This is a genomic window from Nocardia sp. NPDC059764 (assembly GCF_042732555.1).
GTDB lineage: Bacteria > Actinomycetota > Actinomycetes > Mycobacteriales > Mycobacteriaceae > Nocardia.
This window is the reverse complement of the sequence record NZ_JBHWHH010000080.1, coordinates 14,926-31,775: the sequence shown is the minus strand read 5'-3', so window position 1 is coordinate 31,775 and position 16,850 is coordinate 14,926. Positions and strand designations below refer to the sequence as shown.

At 69.7% G+C, this 16,850-nt stretch carries 12 protein-coding genes and 1 pseudogene; 9 read left to right on the top strand and 4 right to left on the bottom strand.

The genetic code is table 11. The features are described from left to right. The first annotated feature begins 111 nt into the window (after positions 1-111). The 4 genes from ACFV4K_RS19250 (at position 112) to ACFV4K_RS19235 (ending at position 4,212) form a co-directional block, all read left to right on the top strand. A complete protein-coding gene (locus tag ACFV4K_RS19250) occupies positions 112-1,092 on the top strand; it encodes an AraC family transcriptional regulator (RefSeq protein ID WP_379276468.1) in 981 nt (326 codons plus the stop codon). A gap of 81 nt (positions 1,093-1,173) precedes the next feature. Further along, entirely contained in the window at positions 1,174-2,028 is an 855-nt protein-coding gene (locus tag ACFV4K_RS19245; RefSeq protein WP_379276467.1) for a nitrilase-related carbon-nitrogen hydrolase, read from the top strand. A 101-nt stretch (positions 2,029-2,129) separates the two neighbouring features. Continuing rightward, positions 2,130-3,122 (top strand): AraC family transcriptional regulator, encoded by a 993-nt coding sequence (locus ACFV4K_RS19240; protein WP_379276465.1) that lies wholly within the window; start codon positions 2,130-2,132, stop codon positions 3,120-3,122. Positions 3,123-3,201: 79 nt separating this feature from the next. Continuing rightward, on the top strand, positions 3,202-4,212 hold the full coding sequence (locus ACFV4K_RS19235; protein WP_379276463.1) for a nitrilase-related carbon-nitrogen hydrolase: 1,011 nt from the start codon (positions 3,202-3,204) through the stop codon (positions 4,210-4,212). Between the two features lie 15 nt (positions 4,213-4,227). Here the strand turns inward: ACFV4K_RS19235 and ACFV4K_RS19230 are convergent, their stop codons facing one another. Next, on the bottom strand, positions 4,228-4,581 hold the full coding sequence (locus ACFV4K_RS19230) for a metal-sensitive transcriptional regulator (RefSeq protein WP_379105240.1): 354 nt from the start codon (positions 4,579-4,581) through the stop codon (positions 4,228-4,230). 94 nt (positions 4,582-4,675) lie between these two features. On the opposite strand from ACFV4K_RS19230, the gene ACFV4K_RS19225 reads away from it, so the two are divergent. The 3 genes and pseudogenes from ACFV4K_RS19225 (at position 4,676) to ACFV4K_RS19215 (ending at position 6,547) form a co-directional block, all read left to right on the top strand. After that, positions 4,676-5,491 carry an S-methyl-5'-thioadenosine phosphorylase gene (locus ACFV4K_RS19225; protein WP_379276461.1) on the top strand — a complete coding sequence of 272 codons (816 nt, stop codon included), beginning with the start codon at positions 4,676-4,678 and terminating at the stop codon, positions 5,489-5,491. 235 nt (positions 5,492-5,726) lie between these two features. Continuing rightward, positions 5,727-5,933 (top strand): annotated as a pseudogene (locus ACFV4K_RS19220) (NAD-dependent epimerase/dehydratase family protein); the annotation flags it as partial. Positions 5,934-5,983: 50 nt separating this feature from the next. Continuing rightward, on the top strand, positions 5,984-6,547 hold the full coding sequence (locus ACFV4K_RS19215) for an NADPH-dependent FMN reductase (protein WP_379276459.1): 564 nt from the start codon (positions 5,984-5,986) through the stop codon (positions 6,545-6,547). On the opposite strand, the gene eccE is transcribed toward ACFV4K_RS19215, so the two are convergent. Beyond that, positions 6,544-8,208, bottom strand: coding sequence for a type VII secretion protein EccE (gene eccE / locus ACFV4K_RS19210; RefSeq protein WP_379276457.1), 1,665 nt, complete (start codon positions 8,206-8,208; stop codon positions 6,544-6,546). The genes ACFV4K_RS19215 and eccE overlap by 4 nt on opposite strands. Positions 8,209-8,318: 110 nt before the next feature. On the opposite strand from eccE, the gene eccB reads away from it, so the two are divergent. Next, complete coding sequence (gene eccB / locus ACFV4K_RS19205) at positions 8,319-9,806, top strand: type VII secretion protein EccB (RefSeq protein ID WP_379276455.1); 1,488 nt, start codon at positions 8,319-8,321, stop codon at positions 9,804-9,806. A 2-nt stretch (positions 9,807-9,808) separates the two neighbouring features. On the opposite strand, the gene mycP is transcribed toward eccB, so the two are convergent. Both mycP and eccD read right to left on the bottom strand, forming a co-directional pair. Next, the gene (mycP, locus tag ACFV4K_RS19200) at positions 9,809-11,155 is read right to left on the bottom strand and encodes a type VII secretion-associated serine protease mycosin (protein ID WP_379276453.1); all 1,347 of its coding nucleotides are present in this window, start codon (positions 11,153-11,155) and stop codon (positions 9,809-9,811) included. A 93-nt stretch (positions 11,156-11,248) separates the two neighbouring features. After that, positions 11,249-12,709 (bottom strand): type VII secretion integral membrane protein EccD, encoded by a 1,461-nt coding sequence (gene eccD, locus ACFV4K_RS19195; protein ID WP_379276451.1) that lies wholly within the window; start codon positions 12,707-12,709, stop codon positions 11,249-11,251. 69 nt (positions 12,710-12,778) lie between these two features. Here eccD and eccCa point away from each other — a divergent pair, with 69 nt between their 5' ends. After that, positions 12,779-16,810 carry a type VII secretion protein EccCa gene (gene eccCa / locus ACFV4K_RS19190; RefSeq protein WP_379276449.1) on the top strand — a complete coding sequence of 1,344 codons (4,032 nt, stop codon included), beginning with the start codon at positions 12,779-12,781 and terminating at the stop codon, positions 16,808-16,810. Positions 16,811-16,850 lie beyond the last annotated feature (40 nt).

Sequence of the window (16,850 nt, the reverse complement as noted above, 5' to 3'; positions counted from 1 at the left end):
CCGGTGACCGGGCGGCGGGTTCCCGGAGCAATCGGGCTGATTGGTCTGTTTTGTCGGATCAGTCGGCTTCATTCCCATTCTCCCGGCGGCCGCTAGTGGAATGATGCAGGTGTGGGTATCGCTTCCACGGCCAGCGCCGAAGTCCGTACGACCTCAGAGGTTTCCGCGCGGCAAGCCTTCGAGCAGTGGGAGGCCCTCGTCGCGGATGCCGTGCTGCCCTCGATCGTCGAACCGATCGGCGCCGGGCCCTGGCACGGCAAACTCCGCTGCACCCAGTTCGATCGGTCCAGCCTCACGCTGATGACCTCGAGCGCCCAGCGGGTGGTGCGCACCAAGCGTCAGCTCGAGCAGGCCGCCGGGGACTTCCTGCTGGTGAACATCGTGGTCGATGGCTCGAACTGGACCCAGCAGAGCGGCCGGATCACCGAGGGCGGGGCCGGGACCATCGCCTTCTACGACAGCGCCCGCCCGATCGAGAGCCGGACCACCGAGAACGCGGTGTCCACCATCGTGCGCGCGCCCATGGACGCGGTGCTCGACCACGCCGGCCTGGTGCGCGACGAGTTGCCCATCGCCAAGGCCCTGCCCGCCACCGGGGCGATGGGCGTGGTGGCCGACTTCTTCCGGGGTCTGGCCAGGCTCGGCGCGGAGGAGACCGGCCGTGCGGCGGAGGTGCTCGAGTCGCAGGTCACCTCGATGCTCTCGTCGGCGTTGCTGCTGGCCAACGGGCACTCCTCGCCCGGGCCCGCCGATTCGGTCTTCACTCGCCAGCGGGTGCTGGCGGTGCTGCGGAAGCGGTACACCGATCCGGATCTGACCGTCGACGAGGTGGCGCACGCCTGCCTGGTCTCGCGGCGCACCCTCTACCGGGTCTGCGAGGAGATCGGCGGCCCGGCCGCGCTGGTGCGGCAGATGCGGGTCGAGCACGCCCGCAGGCTGTTGCGAGCGGACCCGGCCCGGCCGCTGTCGGCGATTGCCGCGGCGTCCGGTTTCGCCACGGATCGGCATTTCTACCGGGCGTTTCGCCAGGAAACCGGCGTGACGCCGGGGCAATTCCGGTCGCAATTGGACACAGGCACGCGCCGTCGGTAGCTCGGCACGGTATGTCGCTGTGACCGCCTGGCGTTCGGCGAAGGGTGATTGCACATCATCCGATCCGTCGAAGGAGCCGAGGTGCCCACGAAGGTGCGAGTCGCGGCTGTCCAAGCCGAGCCGCGATGGCTGGATCTGCCCGCCGGAGTCGGGCAGGCCATCGGGCTGATCGAGGACGCGGCCGCGGGTGGCGCACAGCTGGTGGCCTTCCCGGAGACCTTCCTTCCCGGATACCCGTGGTGGCTGTGGCTGGAATCGGTGAGCTGGGGCGAGGGTTTCTTCGCACGCTATCGCACCAACTCGATGACGGTGGGGCGCACCGAGTTCCGGCGTATCGCCGATGCCGCGCGCCGGCATCGTATCCATGTACTGCTCGGCTTCAGCGAACGCTGTGGCAGCGCGCTGTACATGTCCCAGTGCCTCATCGACGACCGAGGGGTACTGCTCGGAGTCCGCCGTAAGCCCGAGCTGACACCGTTGGAGCACCAGATCTTCCGCTCCGGCGAGCTCGGCGAGTCGCAGGTCTTCCGCACCGGCATCGGCCGCATCGCGGTGCAGGGCGGCTCCGAGCAGTTGCATTTGCCCGCGCGGCGGGAGCTGGAGCGCACCGGGGCACAGATCCACGTGGTGTCCTGGCCGGGCTTCATCATGGCGCGGGACGTGGACTGGGGCGTGCGGGTGAACAACGCGGCCACGCTCTGGTACGCGGTGGTCGGGCAGCTGAACGTGATCGCGGCGTGCTCGGTGATGGACGTGGCGGGCAGCGAGAGCCGCCGCGGCGTGGAGCCGGCCAAGCAGCTGGTGCCGGGGCCGGGCGGGCACGCGCGCATCTTCGCGCCGGGCGGTGAGGAACTGGCGTCGCCTTTGGGCGGGCACGAACAGGGTTTGCTGTACGCCGATCTGGAACTCGATCTGAGCTTCGAGTCCGCCGCCTGATTCGATAACCGGTACGTACCGGTTACTGGTTCGTACCAGTTCGGCCCATTGGCCGGAATTCGTCCGATCTGACACACTCTCCCCAGTATTCGGCCGTACACGTGGCCGCCATTGTCATCGAGGGATGGGGAGTGGAAGGGTTACCACCGGTCAACCGGATCGAGGTTCGGTCCGGCCAGGAACAGACGTCGTCGGAGGCATTCGAGTGCTGGGAGGCGCAGGTGAGTGCCTCCTACGTGCCGCTGGCGGTTGAACCTATACCGAGTGGTCGCTTTGTAGGTTATATCGAATCCGCGAGCTACGGCGAGATGGATGTGTCGGTAATCGGATCGACGCCGCAAACCATTCGCCGAACCGGCGGACTCATCGGCCGCAGCGCCGACGAATATCTGCTCGCCAGTATTCCGACCGTCGGCACCGCGCGTTTGTGCCAGGACGATCGGGTCGCCGATGTCGGTCCCGGCGGAATCGTGTTCTACGACAGCACCCGTCCCTACCGCTGGGACGCGTCGGAGCGGTTCGAACAAGTCGTGGTGCAGGTCCCGCTCAGTCGACTGCGTGAGCGCTACGGGGTCGACAATCTCGAATTGCCCACTGCGACAGTATTTTCGGCGAACACCGCGCCCGGAATCGTGGCCAGTTTCTTTCGCGGGCTGGCCGAATTGCAGCGCACCGATCCCGATAGCGCCGCGCTGTTGTCCGCGCCCGGAATGGATCTGCTGGCCGCCGCCGCGATCGCCGCGTCCGGCCGCACGCCGCGTGACCAGTCGGCGGACGCGCTCAGTCGGCAACGGGTCCTGAACTACATGCGCGACCACTGCGCCGATCCCGATCTCGGAGTCGATCGAATCGCGGAGGGCTGCAGAATGTCTCGGCGTACGCTGTATCGAGTGTTCGGTGAGTTCGAGGGCGGGCCGGGAACGGTGTTGCGCCGCATGCGCATCGAACGTGCATGCGACCTGCTGAGAAATGCACCACAGTTGCCGCTTTCGGCGGTGGCGAAAGCGGCGGGATTCCTCACAGAGCGTAGCTTCTATCGAAGCTTCCGTTTGGAAATGGGCACAACTCCGGGAGCATTCCGCGCACTGGCATGATCAGTCGGTCATTCGGCACTCATCGCCATTGTTCGATCGCTATAACTTGGCAAGGCTCCTGGTGCATGAGGGAAAAGCGATGAGGACAACGGTGCGAGTTGCCGCCGTCCAGGCCGAACCCAGCTGGCTGCGGCTCTCCGACGGCGTCGATCAGGTCGTCGAACTGATCCGGGCGGCAGCGGTACAGGGGGCGCGGCTGGTCGCATTCCCGGAGGCGTTTCTCCCGGGTTATCCGTGGTGGCGTTGGATCGATACCAATCAGTGGAATGTCGAATACTCGACCAGATGCCGCGAGAATTCGATGACGCGGGACGGCGCGGAAATGCGCGCGATCACCGCTGCCGCCGCCGCACACGACATTCATGTCGTACTCGGATTCGGTGAGCGCCAGGAACGGCGAATCTATATGTCGCAGGCCGTGATCGACGATTCCGGGCAGTTGCTGTCGGTCCGCCGCAAAGCTGGTCTGAACAGCGTGGAACGCAAGATATTCGCGTCCGGAACTCCGAATCTGCCCGCGGTGCACCACACCCCGATCGGCAAGTACGGCGCGCTGTCCGGACAGGAGAACCAGCGGCCGCTGCTCACCCGCGCGCTGCGCGCCGACGAGGAGCAGATCCACGTGGCCGCCTGGCCCGGCAGCCCCGACGGCGACGCGGTCGGGCCGGAGTCGAGCACCACGCTCAGCCGCATGTACGCGCTCGAGGTCGGCGCGTACGTGATCGCCCCCACCTCCGTGATCGGTGACGCCGCGTTCGGCGGCGTGGGCAGCGCGCAGCGCCACAATGGCGGCCCCGCCGGATGCGCCCGCATCTACGGCGCCGACGGCGGCGAAGTGGTGGCCCCGCTCGCGGTGGGCGAGGAGGGCATCCTCTACGCGGACCTCGAGATCGCCGTGTCGCTCGCCGACAACCAGCCCTGCGACTCCGTCCGCACCACCCGGGACCGCAAGGACAACACCCGCAAGGACAGCGTCCCTACTCGCCGTGGCTCCCGTCGTGTCGCCGCGGGCTGGCAGTCGGGCCCCGACCGCTGGGCCCTTCCGGCGACGTCCCTGGGCGCCTACCCCGGCGGCACCGCGGCCTGCTGAGCGCCGCGAGAGCTGTCAGCTGCGCACCAGGCGTGCGATGGCGTCGGTGGCTTCCTTGATCTTGGCCTCGGCCTCGGGACCGCCCGCGACGGCCGCGTCGACCACGCAGTGGCTGATGTGATCCTCGAGCAGCCCCATGGCGACCGCCTGCAGCGCCTTGGTCATGGCCGACACCTGGGTGAGAATGTCGATGCAGTACTTCTCCTCCTCGACCATGCGCTGCAGGCCGCGAGCCTGGCCTTCGATGCGGCGCAGGCGCTTGAGGTAGTCGTCCTTGGCGGTGATGTAGCCGTGCGAGGCGGTGTCATGGCAGGACTCGGCGGTGTCGTGCCCGGCGGCGTCCTGGGTCGCGATCTTGTCGTTGGTCACCTGCGCTGTCCTCACTCCCGGGGGAAATACCCCCCTAGGGTACATGCTTCGCCCTGCCACCACCACTCACGGCCGCGTACGCAAGAATCGGGGCATGAGTTCGGACGCACGGGCAACGCTCGCCATCATCGGAGGCAGCGGCTTCTACGACTTCTTCGGCGATGACGCGACCACGGTCGAGATCGAGACCCCCTTCGGCGCGCCCAGCGCGCCGATCACCATCGGCCAGGTGGAGGGACGTGCGGTGGCGTTCCTGCCCCGGCACGGCCGCAAGCACGAGTTCTCGCCGCACACCGTGCCCTACCGCGCCAATATGTGGGCGCTGCGCACCCTGGGCGTGCGTCGCATCTTCGGCCCCTGTGCCGTCGGCAGCCTGCGCGCCGACTGGGGGCCGGGCACCATCGCCGTGCCGGACCAGCTGGTGGACCGCACCTCCGGTCGCGCCCAGACCTTCTACGACGCCGGCGGCGTGCACGTGTCCTTCGCCGACCCGTACTGCGACGAGCTGCGCACTGCCGCCATCGCCTCGATCGGCGACGACCTGCCCGCCCACGACTACGGCACCATGGTCGTGGTGGAGGGTCCGCGCTTCTCCACCCGCGCCGAGAGCCGCTGGTTCGCCGGGCAGGGCTGGGAGCTGGTCAATATGACCGGGCACCCGGAGGCCGTGCTCGCCCGTGAACTCGAAATGTGCTACTCCGCAATCGCTCTGGTGACCGATCTGGACGCCGGCCTGGAGTCGGGCGAGGGCGTCAGCGCCGCCGACGTGTTCGCCGAGTTCGAGCGCAACCTGGTGCCGTTCAAGGCCATGGTCCGCCGCGCTGTCGCCGCCGTCGAGGGCGACGACACCTGCGACAAGTGCCGCGTGCTGACCGGCACCGGCGTGCAGCTCCCGTTCGAGCTGCCCTGATCTCCCCCGCCTCCCCGGGACTTCAGCGGACGGCTGAGAGCCGTCCGTGTTGGCAATCCGTGCCGGCGGTTGGGTGGCGAACCGATTCCGGGCGTACCCGATGAGTTACCCTCAGCGCTGCGAAATCAGTTGTCCCGTGGCATACGAAGCGCTTCAGGGCACCTTCGTATGCCTCCAGGGGCGTGGGAGTCACGTCAGCTAGGCTGGATTCATGAAGGCGGGCGGTCGTGACCCCCTGCGTGTCCTGGTGACCGGGGCGGCCGGTTACCTGGGTTCCCATGTCCATCGGGCACTGCTGGCCGCGGGGCACGAGGTCATCGCCATCGACGCCCTGCTCGAGACCGTGCACGGTCCGAATCCCGTTGTTCCGGAGAATGTCTCGCGCATCGACATCCGTGATCAGGGTGCGCTGGAACCCCTGCTGGCCGAGGTGGACGCGGTACGCCAAGCGCGGCGCGGGGCGACGCTGACCGAGCCCGATAGGCTCTCGGCATGGACACCCCGCTCCGGCTCGAGGTCATCGTCGCCAGTGTGCGGCCCAAGCGGTTCGCGCCGGTGGTCGCGGACTGGTTCCTGCGCCGGGCGCGTGCGGACGCCGCGTTCGACGTGGGTGTCATCGATCTGATGGACACCCCGCTGCCGGTGGATCTCACCGAGAACGACGAGGTACGGGCGTTCCAGCGGCGGGTCGAGGCGGCGGACGCCTTCGTGGCGGTCACCTCCGAGTACAACCACGGCTATCCGGCGTCATTGAAGACCGCTTTCGACAGCGTGAAGCGCGAATGGCGGGGCAAGCCCATCGGTTTCGTGAGCTACGGCGGGCTGTCCGGCGGTCTGCGCGCGGTGGAGCAGTTGCGGCAGGTGGTCGCCGAGATCCACATGGTCTCGGTGCGCGAGACCGTCAGTTTCCATGAGGCCAAACGCAAGTTCGATGCCGAGGGGGAGACCCGGGACGGGGCCGCGCTCGACGCCACGGACCGCATGCTGCGTCAACTCGCCTGGTGGGCGGCGACTCTGCGCACCGCCCGCGCCACGAATCCGTACCCGGGGAGCTAGGGCGCGACGGCGGCGGCCGCGCGCGGCCGGCCGATGTAGGTGGACTCGCGGGGGATCGAGACCAGCGTCAGCGGAACCTCGGTGGCGCCGGTGCGCAGGATGATTCGGTTCCCGGACGCACCCGGCTGGTGGACGGTCAGGTCGGGCGCGGCGCCGGGCCAGCCGAGCGGATCACTCGTCAGATAGATGGTGGTCAGGCCCGCGTGCGGGGCGGGCGCGAGGACCCCGTCGACGAGGGTGGCGGTGAAATCGGCGTCGGACTGGTGGGTTTCGACGGCGAGGGCGAGGCGTTCCGGGTTGCCGATGGTGGTGACCAGCTGCTGCCAGGCCTCGGGGCGGTCGGTGCGGATCAGGACGCGTTCGCCGACGGCGAGGGCACGGAAGATCAACTGTTGTGCGAGATACGGCTCGCCCGCCACGTACACGCTCGAAATGCCCTGGCCCACCAGGCGAACGGCGACGCCGTTGCCGTCATCGTCGGAGCCGAGCAGCTGCCCGCAGCCCGCCGAGGGCAGGTGCAGTGCGCCGAGCTCGTCGATCTCGCGGAGCTCCGCGGGCACGGTGTCGTCCAGACCGGGCACCGCGAACGGCAGGTGGGCGAGCAAGCTCTCACGGTGGCGGCCGTTCATGGAGATCATGTGCTGCTGCACCGGTTCCCCGGGCAGTTCCCGGGCGGTGAGCCGCCAGGCCGCGCCGATGCGCACGGTATCGGTGCTGCGGCCAGGGCGCAGTTTGACGGCCACCGTGGTGCCGCGTGAGGCGGGGACCCAGAGCTGGGCGAGTAGATCCGAGGCCAGCTGCCGGGGATCCACTGCGGCACCGATGTTCACGCTGTTGCCGAGTTCGGCGTAGCGCCAGTGCTGAGTCAGTTGCCCGGGGTCCACGCCCGCGGTGACCTGCAGCGCGGCGTGCCGGATCTCGGGGGCGGTGAGCAGGCGGGCCGAGCAGCCGCCGTCCTCCAGCACCCGCACCAGGCGTTCGGTGGCGATGGTGACCGCGCGGCACGCGCCGGACAGTCCACCGCCGCGCCGCACCGCGGCGTCGGGGCAGGTGACGGGATCGAAGGCGATGGCGAGCCAGACCGTGCGGTGCGCGGTGGCGGGGAGCGGCCCGAGCAGGGATTCGTAGATGGCGCCCGCGGGCGTACCGGAGCGGCTACGGAAGCCGTGCGAGACGATGTCGATGCCGGACAGCAGAATGTCGTGCTGGGTCAGGCTTTTCGCGATGCCGGGCAGTGGCAGCAGGTGGGTGGCGTGCACTGTGGCGCGGCCGAGCCGGGTGAGGCCGCCCTTCGGGGCCAGCACCTCCACGACGGCGACGACGCGGCTGCCGTCGCGGTAGAGGCCGAGCGGACGGCCGTCGGGGGCACGGAAGTCGATGATGTCGGCGGGCGGGTGGCCGCGGCGGGCTCGGAAGCGGCCGCGGGTGGCGATCCAGTCCGAGAGGGTGCGTTTGCCGAGCGGTAGCAGTAGAACCAGACCGACCACTATGGCGAGGGTGAGCGCACCCCACCAGGCCAGCCCGCCCACCATGGTGACAACCAGAACGACCAGTCCGGCGAGCTGTGCCCAGACCAGGTTCGCCACCGAGATCCGGCTCGGCCGCCCGCCTCGACCTGACCGCGACGGCCGCCCCGCCGACTCTCCGGATGTGATCGTCATCGTCGATCCCCCGGCTCTCCGATGTCGGCCCCGCGCGCTGGCCGAGTGCGATTGAATATCCAGGTCACTGTACTTCGTCCGGTGAAAGCACACGACCCCACGGGATTTGGATGCCTTCGAAACCCACGACCCGATGGCAGGTGAGCGGCTACCGCTTCCTGGTCCGTCGCATGGAGCACGCCCTGGTCCGCCGGGACGTGCGAATGCTGCACGATCCCATGCGCTCCCAGGCCCGCGCCTTCCTCGCCGGACTGATCCTCGCGAGTGTCGGGCTGGCGGGTTGCGGAGTATTGGCTCTGCTGCGGCCGCAGGACAGGATCGGGTCCACCAAGATCCTCATCGGCAAGGACACCGGCGCGGTCTACGTCGTGCTCGACGATGTGGTGCACCCGGCGCTGAACCTGGCCTCGGCCCGGCTGGCGGCGGGCGATGCGGTCAAACCGGCCACCGTCAACGAGTCCGAACTGGCGAAGAAGCCACGTGGACAGCTGATCGGCATTCCGGGCGCGCCCACCTCCCTGGGGTTCACCGGAGGCGACGGCCGCGCCTGGACGGTGTGCGATGTGCTGTCGAACGACGGCAGCCGTACCCTCACCAGTTCGGTGCTGGTCGGCGCATTGGCGTTGGCGGACAAGGCTTCCGCGCTGGAGTCGGGGCGGGCGCTGCTGGTGCGGGGGCGCGATCACACGTATCTGGTCTACGACGATCAGCGCGCCCGGATCGATCTCGACGAGCGTGCGGTGGTCGACGCGCTGGATCTGCGCGGGCAGACGCCGCGGCCGATCAGTGAGGGGCTGCTCGACGCCATTCCGGAGGTGCCGCCGCTGGTTCCGCCGCTGATCGAGAATGCCGGGGCCGCGCCGGGTTACGCGCTCGGCGACCACCGCATCGGCGACGTGGTGCAGGTGCGGACCGACGGCAAGTACTACGCGGTGCTCGCCGACGGGCTACAGCCGGTGTCGGCGCTGACCGCCGACATCATTCGCAATACCTACCGCTCGAGCGTCGCCGACACCTTCATCGCGCAGGCCGATCGCACGGGAGCGCCGGTCTCCTCGGAGCTGCGGGTGTCGACGTATCCGGCGCAGGCCCCGACCCTGGTGGACGGCAAGGACCAGCCGGTCGACTGCCTGTCCTGGCGGCCGGTCGGTTCCGCCGATACCTCCGACGGCAGCAGGCGCGCCGAATTGTCCGTGCTCACCGGGCATGCCGTCCCGATCCCCGACCGCGCGCGGCCGGTGCCGCTGGCACAGGCCGACGGCACCGGGCCGAATGTGGACAGCTTCCATATGACACCGGGCGCGGGCGCGTACGTGCGGTCCACCGGGATCGAGCCGGACAGCCAGCGTCAGGACAGCCTGTTCTTCGTGTCCGACTACGGGGTTCGCTTCGGCATCCGGGATCTGGACGCCGCCAAGGCCCTGGGGATGGATCCGGCGAAGGTGCGGCCCGAGCCCGTGCCATGGCCGATCCTCGGGCTGCTCGCGCCCGGGCCGGCCCTGAGCCGGGAGGGTGCGATGGTCGCCCACGACGGCGTCGCGCCCGACCCGAATCCGGCCGAAGAGCCGGTGAAAACCCCAGGGCCCAACGCGAACTGACGTCAGCTGTCGCGGTTGCCGAACCTGCGGCGCAGCGGGAACGACGCGAGGAATCCCAGAACCAGCAGTAGCGCCACCACTCCACTGCCGATCAACGCCACATTGCGGGCCGTGTTGTCCGGCGCTGGAGCAGGTTCGGGCAGTGGGAGCTGCTGATCCCGTGCGTCGGCGGGGTGCTTGGGCCGGAGTTCCTTGCGTACCTCGGCGGTCAGCGCGGCCACGGGATCGACCGTGCCGTAACCGATGTACGGATTCCAGCCCTCACCGGGGGCGTGCGCCGTGGCCTCGATGCGCTCGATGACCTCGTCGGCCCGCATCTCCGGGTACCGCGCCCGCACCAGCGCGGCGATGCCCGCGACCTGCGGTGCGGCGAAACTCGTTCCGCTGTAGGGCAGCACCTGCCCCTGATTGGACACCTTCGCGGTGGTGAGCCCGGTAGTGCGGGGATCGAGCGAGACGATGTTCTCGCCCGGCGCGGCCACACCCACCCACGGACCCGGAACGGTGAACTTCGACGGCTGACCGAAGGCGTCCACCGAGCCGACCGACAACACGTAGGCGTCCCACCACGCCGGGACCACGTAGGACGTGACGTGCTCCCACGGATCGCGGTCCGGGTGCACCGGATCCGGGCCGGGATTGCTCGCCTTGCAGGTGTCGGTGTTGCCCGCCGAGGCCACGATGACCACGTCCTTCTGGACCGCCGCGTACTGCACGGCCGCGCCCAGCGCGCCCATCTCGGCGCTCGCCGGTTCGGTGGTGGGGCAGGCGACCAGGGAGATATTGATGACCCGCGCGCCCGCGTCGGCCGCCCGCCGCACGGCCGAGGCCAGCGCGGAGATCTTGCCGTAGCCGTCGGGCATATCGTCCGGACCCTTCTCCCGGCCCGCGCTCTTGGCTTGGTAGAGCGCGCTGGTCTGGCGGATGGTCATGACGCGGGCCTCCGGTGCGACCCCGGAGAAGCCCTGCCCGCCCACCTGGGTGGCCGCGATCAGGCCCGCCACGATGGTGCCGTGGGCGTCGCAGTCCTCGGTGCCGTCGCCACCCGCGGCCACATAGTCGCCGTCGGGGATGAGCCCCGGCAGACGGGGGTGTGGGGACACCCCGGTGTCGATGACTGCCACCAATTGGCCTGCGCCACGGGTGAATTGCCATGCCCGGGGCAGATCCAGGGTGCGCTGGGTCGCCGGGACGGTCGGTCCGTCGCCGCCCGCCTGGGTGCTGAAGCAGGGGGAGTTGGCGGGATGCTCGGTCTGCGTCGGCGGGGTGGCCAGGCCGCCCGGGGGTAGCAGGCCCGCGTCGATGGGCGGCGGCCGGTCGGCGTATGCGACGCCCGGTTCCGAACCCATTCCGAACGACACCCCCAGCGCGAGTATCGAAGTCGCCGTTGCGAATCGGAAAGTTCTGGTGCGCAGCGCTCTACCTTGCATGGCCGACCGTTGTCACAGTCCGCGCACGAGGGCGTAGAGGCCGGTCACCCAGAAGGCCAGCGGCACAACGGCCGCCACGAAGCCGTACTCCAGCAACTCGACCGCGCGGAGTACGGGCGGGGTCGCCTGCTGCCGTGGCACCAGGAAGCCCAGCACCAGCACGGCCGCGAAAAGCGCGAGTGCCACACCGAATACGGTGAGCGGCTGCCGTTGGGTGAGGGCCGCACCGATCAGCTCCAGCAGCACGACGGCCGCGCCGCCGGTGATGAGAACCACGGCCTGTTCCGCGCCCGCGTAGGTGCGGCTGCGGAACATCAGGACCGCCGCGCACACCAGGGCCAGGGCCAGGCCGGGCCAGAACGGCCGGGCGGCAGCCGGATCCACACTCGCCACCGCCCCGGCCACGACCACGAGGGTGGTCGCCGCGACGAGACCGGCCAGATAGTCGCGTGCCCGTTCGGATTTCGCGCGCAGCGCCTCCAGCGTGGGCAGGGCGCGGTGGTCGTCGGGATCGTCCTCGGTGGGATCGATGGGGGTGCCCGGCGCGGGCACCGGCGGCAGCGGCAACCGGGCCAGCAGCATGGAGAGCCGTGGGGCCAGCGACAATCCGGCCAGGCCGACCGCCGCGACACCACCGCCGATGGCACGCGGCGGAAGCTCGATGAGCAGGCCGACCAGGGTGGCCGGGATGGCGAAGACGGCCAGTGTCGCGGCGCCGATGAACAATCCGGGCCCGACGCCTGTCACCCGCCAGGTCAGCAGGGCGGTTGCCCCGGCCAGCACCGAACCGAGAAGCGCGTTGGCCCAGCCGTAGTGGTCGGGGACGAAGAGCAGGCCGGCGGTGAACGCGGTCGGCAGCGCGCAGCCGCCCAGTATCAGGGCGCTCGGGAGGTCGCGGTACATGCGGGCGAGCACGGTGCTCGCGGTGACCAGGAGCAGGGTGACGGCGGTGGCCACGGTGGCGGTGATCCAGGCCGGAATGGCGTCGGGGGCGGCCAGCAGGCCGAAGCAGCCGGTGAGCATGATGGCGACCGCCAGGACCGCGCCGGTCAGCCGGGCCGTGCGCGGCGACCAGCCGCGGAAGTGGTCGGCGTCGGCGACGGCGACGTTGTGCATGATGTCGTCGAAAAGCGGTGCGGGCGCGCTGTGTTCGGCACTCTCCAGCATGAGCAGTTCGCCGTCGCGCACGCCCTGTTCGCCCAGGTTCAGGGAATTGGAGAAGGGCGGCTGCCCGATGCGAGCCAGCATCCAGTCGTGCGGCTCGATCTGCTCGCCGTCGAGGTCGAAGTCGTTGGCGCGGTTGTGCAGATCGACCATGTCGACCACGCTCGGAATGATCAGGGCCACCGGCACATCGACGGGAATGGCCATGTCGACCTGAGTGTGCTTGGCCAGAATGGTGACTCGCGCCAAATCCGGCGCGCGCACGGTGCCGCGGAAGTCCTCGAGGTGATCCGTCCGCGAGTGCGTCACGCCCGCACTGTACGGCATGATGGTTGCCGTCCGTACACTGACGGCCCGAACCTCGGGGGAATTTCCGCGATGAGCACCGTACGGTTCCACCGCCGCCCGCGCCGGGAGATGCCGCGTTCGCCCGGCGGCGAAGTCACGCTGCAGCCGCCGCCGGAGATCCCGAGAGCGGTGCCCGCGAACCTCTTCGCGAAGCTGATGCCGGTGGTGATGGGCGTCGGCATGCTCGGCATGGTGGTGCTGCTGTTCACCTCCGGCAGCGGTGCCGCGTCCAATCCGATGAGCCTCATGTTCCCGATGATGATGGTGTTCTCCATGGTCGGGATGTATGCGGGGCAGGGTGGCAAGGGGCAGAAGGCGGCCGAGGCCGATGAGGACCGCAAGGACTATCTGCGCTATCTCGATCAGGTCAGACGGGATGTGGAGGTGACGGCCGGGCAGCAGCGGGCGGCCGTCGAATGGAGTCATCCCGAGCCCGGGCTCATCTGGATGCTGGCCGGGACCGCGCGGATGTGGGAGCGCCGGCCGGGGGACAGGGACTTCTGTCACGCCCGCATCGGGCTCGGTAGCCAGAGGCTTGCTACGAGACTGGTCGCCCCGGAAACAGGGCCCGTCGAAGAGCTCGAACCCATCGCCGCGGTCTCGCTGCGGCGCTTCGTGCGCACCCACGCCACCGTCCCCGACCTGCCGACCGCCCTCGCCGTGAAGGGCTTCGCGGCCGTCCAGCTCACCGGCGACCGCGCCCAGGCTCGCGACATGACCCGGGCCATGCTGCTGCAACTGGCCATGTTCCAAGGTCCTGACCAGGTGCTGATCGCCGTGGTCTGCGGACCCGACACGGTCCGGGAATGGGAATGGACCAAATGGCTGCCGCACAGCCAGCATCCCGAATCCCAGGACGGGGTGGGCAGCGGTCGCATGGTCTACGGGTCCATCCGTGAAGCCCACGCCGATCTGAATCCGCTGCTGCACACTCGGGTTCGATACTCCCGCAACCAGCCCGCAGACCCCGGGCTCACCCAGATCGTGCTGGTGGTCGACGGCGGACTGCTCGAGGCCGAGGAAGATCCGCTGCGCGAGAACGGGTTCGAGGGCGTCACCGTCGTCGACCTGTGCGGATACGCGGCCCGGCTGGCTGCCTCCCGAGGCATCCAGATGGTGGTGGAGAACGGTGAATGTGCCGGGCGCGGACCCTCCGGGGCGATGGAGCGCTTCGCCGTCATCGACCGGATCACCGCGCGCGAGGCCGAACAGGCGGCCCGGCGGCTTGCGCCCTACCGTGCCCCGGCCCCGCGTGTTGCCGAGACCGGCGGTGACGACGGCGAGGTGATCTCCAGTTGGGCGCATCTGCTGGGACTCGGCGATCTCGGAACGTTCACTCCCGAGACCGCATGGCGGCCGCGGTACGGTCGCGAACGACTGCGGGTGCCGTTCGGCATCGGGGTCGACGGGCAGCCGGTGGTGCTCGACATCAAGGAGGCGGCCGAGGGCGGCATGGGTCCGCACGGGCTGTGCATCGGCGCGACCGGGTCGGGCAAGTCGGAATTCCTTCGCACGCTGGTGCTCTCGCTCATCGCCACGCACTCGCCCGATCAGCTCAACTTCGTGCTGGTGGACTTCAAGGGCGGCGCGACCTTCCTCGGGCTGGAAGGGGTGGCTCATGTCGCGGCCATCATCACCAATCTGGAAGAGGAAGCCGACCTCGTCGACCGCATGCGCGACGCACTCGCCGGGGAGCTGAACCGCCGCCAGGAGCTACTGCGCGCGGCCGGGAACTTCGCGAATGTCTCGGAGTACGAGAGGGCCCGGGCGGCGGGAGCCGACCTCGACCCCGTGCCCGCGTTGTTCGTCGTGCTCGACGAGTTCTCCGAACTGCTGTCACAGCACCCGGATTTCGCCGACCTGTTCACCATGGTCGGCCGCCTCGGGCGCTCGTTGCACGTGCACCTGCTGCTGGCCTCGCAGCGGCTCGAGGAAGGGCGGCTCAAGGGGCTGGAGAGCCACCTGTCCTATCGGATCGGCCTGAAGACCTTCTCCGCCAACGAGTCCCGGCAGGTGCTGGGGGTACCCGACGCCTACAACCTGCCCGGAAATCCCGGCGGCGGCTACCTGAAAGCCGACGCCGGGGAGATCCAGCGCTTCCAGTCCGCCTATGTCTCCGGGCCGTACACCGGTGGCGCGGTGCGGCGCGAGGCCGGGACGGTGGCCCGCTCCGGCGAGGTCGACGTGGCCGCGCGACCGTTCAGCGCGGCACACGTGGAATTCCGTGCCGCCGACCGGATTCCGCCGCCGGAGTGGCCGGAACCGGTGACCGCGCCCGCCGAATCGGACCAGATCTCCAACCTCCAGATGCTGGTGTCGCGGGTGCGCGGGCGCGGGCGACCCGCCCACCAGATCTGGCTGCCGCCGCTCGGCGACGCGCCCACCCTGGATCGGCTGCTGCCGCGTTCCGTGCTCACCGGCGATTGGAATCCGCTGGCGGCCCTGCGCGCCCCGATCGGCATCGTCGACCGGCCCTACGATCAGCGCCGCGATCCCATGGTGGTGGACCTGTCCGGATCGCGCGGCAACGCGGCTGTGGTCGGCGGCCCGCAGTCGGGCAAGTCGACCGCGATGCGGGCGCTGGTCATGGCGATGTCATTGACGCACACCGCCGAACAGGTCCAGTTCTATCTGCTCGACTTCGGCGGCGGCACCATGGTCGGCCTGGACGGGCTGCCGCACGTGGGCGCGGTGGCCAGCCGGATGGAGGCGGATCAGGTGCGGCGCACCGTGGCCGAGATGGTGGGCATCATGCGCCGCCGCGAGGCCGGCTTCCGGCGGCTGGGCGTGGAATCCATGGCCGAGTTCCGGCGGCTGCGCGCCACCGGGCCGGACGCCGACGGGGCCGCGGCGGGCGTGTCGGAAGACCCGTTCGGGGACGTGTTCCTGGTGATCGACGGGTACGGCGCGTTCCGGCAGGAATTCGAACTGCTCGACCAGACCGTCATGAACCTGGCCGCGCAGGGGCTTTCGTACGGTGTGCACATCGTGCTGTCGCTCAACCGCTGGGCCGAGGCGCGGCCCGCGCTCAAGGATCAGATCGGCACGCGCGTCGAACTGCGGCTCGGCGACCCGATGGACTCGGACCTCGGGCGCAAGTTCGCGGCGCTGGTGCCCATGGGCCGTCCGGGGCGCGGCATGACCGCCGACGGGCTGCACATGCTGACCGCGCTCCCTCGGGTGGACGGCGACCCGGACCCGGCATCGCTGGGAACCGGAGTGGTGCAGGCCGTTTCGGTCATCGCACAGCTGACTCCGGGGCGACCCGCGCCCGCGGTGCGCATGCTGCCCGAGCGGTTGCCGCGCGCGGACCTGCTGCGAGCGGCGGGAGGCTGGCCCGCGACTGTGGACCGGTCCCGGCCGTGCCTCAGCTTCCCGCTCGGCATAGACGAGGCGCAGCTGGCCCCGGTGTTCCTGGATCTGGCGACGAGCCAGCACTTCGTGATCATCGGCGACTCCGAATGCGGCAAGACCACCGTGCTGAGGTCACTGGTGCAGTCCATCTGCGCGGCCAACACCGTCGATCAAGCGCGCATCATCATGGGCGACTACCGGCGCACCATGCTCGGCACCGTCCCGCAGGGCTACCTCGCGGGTTATGGCACCACCGCGCCGCAGTTCACCCAGAACATGGCCGACCTGGCCGCCTACGTCACCCAGCGCATGCCCGGACCCGACGTGACCCCGCAGCAGCTCAAGGACCGATCCTGGTGGCGGGGCCCGGAACTGTACGTCATCGTCGACGATTACGACCTGGTCGCCAATGCCAGCGGAAACCCGCTGCACGCCTTGGTCGATCACCTCGCGCACGCCCGCGATCTCGGCTTCCACTTGATCCTGGCCCGCCGCTCCGGCGGTGCGGGCCGGGCCATGTACGAGGCCACCCTCAACCGCCTCAAGGAACTCAACTCCGCGTCCCTGATCATGAGCTGCGGCCGCGACGAGGGCGTCCTCTTCGGCAACACCCGCCCCGCCCTCATGCCCCCGGGACGCGGCACCTACGGCACCCGCTCCGGCGAGGAGCTCATCCAAACCGACCGGCTGCCACTCGCGGAGCCGTGATCACGGAGAGCGGGCCCGGGCGCACTGTCCGGGCCCGCTG

Excerpts from the sequence above, each read along its gene's own strand:
- ACFV4K_RS19225 (WP_379276461.1), top strand. The coding sequence starts at position 4,676 with ATGAGTTCGGACGCACGGGCAACGCTCGCCATCATCGGAGGCAGCGGC.
- ACFV4K_RS19215 (WP_379276459.1), top strand. The coding sequence starts at position 5,984 with ATGGACACCCCGCTCCGGCTCGAGGTCATCGTCGCCAGTGTGCGGCCC.
- ACFV4K_RS19235 (WP_379276463.1), top strand. The coding sequence starts at position 3,202 with ATGAGGACAACGGTGCGAGTTGCCGCCGTCCAGGCCGAACCCAGCTGG.
- eccCa (WP_379276449.1), top strand. The coding sequence starts at position 12,779 with ATGAGCACCGTACGGTTCCACCGCCGCCCGCGCCGGGAGATGCCGCGT.
- mycP (WP_379276453.1), bottom strand. The coding sequence starts at position 11,155 with ATGGGTTCGGAACCGGGCGTCGCATACGCCGACCGGCCGCCGCCCATC.
- eccB (WP_379276455.1), top strand. The coding sequence starts at position 8,319 with ATGCCTTCGAAACCCACGACCCGATGGCAGGTGAGCGGCTACCGCTTC.
- eccE (WP_379276457.1), bottom strand. The coding sequence starts at position 8,208 with ATGACGATCACATCCGGAGAGTCGGCGGGGCGGCCGTCGCGGTCAGGT.